At 38.9% G+C, this 547-nt stretch carries 1 pseudogene; it reads right to left on the bottom strand.

From position 1 onward, the window contains the following. Window positions 1-447: 447 nt before the first annotated feature. Window positions 448-547: pseudogene (locus OZD62_RS06100) on the bottom strand (TrbC/VirB2 family protein); the annotation flags it as partial.

Raw genomic sequence — 547 nt, 5'->3', positions numbered from 1 at the left:
AGAGAGTGACAACTAGCTAACACGGGGTTTCTTTTGCCTTTTTTTCTGCTTAGTAAATTTCTTAAACATTCAAACTAAGGTGAGTTGCATTCAAAAGCAGCTAAATTGCAGTGTTTAAGACTTAAAAAACGCCAATACTGAAAATAGACAATGACCAGGGCTTCTTTTGCCTTTTTTTTCGTTTGGTAAATTTCTTAAATATTTATGGCTAAACGACAACCGTCATCCCGCTACTTGTTAGCGGCTGAGATACCGCGAATGAATCGCGGTATGACGGTTCGCGGTGACATGACGATCAGCCTTGTCATTCTAGCGCGTGGCGCTGGAATCCAGACTTTAACTGATATGATTACAGAAAGAGAATTTATTAGGTAGTTATAGACACTGAAAGTGGTAAAACTTACCACTTTCAAGTAAAGAAAACTACGTTTACGCCTTCTATAATTTCTATGGATTATTCACTACTGCACCGTCTTCACAAATCACACCTCCTGGTGTTATTTTTGAAACGACTACAGGAGCGCCAAAAAACACAGCAGTAAATGCA

Source organism: Wolbachia endosymbiont of Drosophila seguyi, from assembly GCF_028981765.1.
Taxonomy (GTDB): Bacteria; Pseudomonadota; Alphaproteobacteria; order Rickettsiales; family Anaplasmataceae; genus Wolbachia; species Wolbachia pipientis.
This window is presented reverse-complemented; position numbering and strand designations above follow the sequence as displayed.